Source organism: Vibrio sp. 1401 (assembly GCF_033340295.1).
Map to the genome: position 1 here is coordinate 1 of NZ_JAWOWF010000751.1, position 542 is coordinate 542.

The following is a 542-nucleotide window of genomic DNA, read 5'->3' on the forward strand; positions in this document are numbered from 1 at the left end:
AAAGGTTCTGCATGACATTCATCATCACAATCATGGCAGCACTCTTCCCCTTCCGTAAGGATCCAATTAGGCTCTCCCAGCTGTTCGAGTTCAAGCTTTACCGCTTTAATGCCTTCTAAGCTCTCAATGTGCTTCAAAATCGCCTGGAAGTTATCCTGATTAATGCGCGATGCCGTGAGCTCTTTTGAGGAATCATAAAGCACTTCTAAAGACTGATTCGCATGTTGCAACTTGCGAGTTTTCTCGTCTACCGCCTGTTCCAATCCACGATAGAGCTTACCGAGGTCTGTCGCCATCCGATTGAAGGTGCGCGTGAGTATGCCCATTTCGTTGTCACTTGACACCGCTAAATTGATATCAAAAGAGCGATTTTTAATTCGTTCACTTGCGAATACTAGTGCACGCAGCGGCCTCACGACTTCCAAACGGATAAAGTGGACAACAACCATACTCGCGCCAAGAATACCGCCCAACCCTCACCCGCCAATCCAAGCTACGTTGATGAGCTTCTGCTCAGAACAGTTTTGCAGCTTAAACCCATC

At 47.2% G+C, this 542-nt stretch carries 1 pseudogene; it reads right to left on the bottom strand.

The features are described from left to right. Window positions 1-542: pseudogene (locus R7Z77_RS27955) on the bottom strand (HAMP domain-containing protein); the annotation flags it as partial.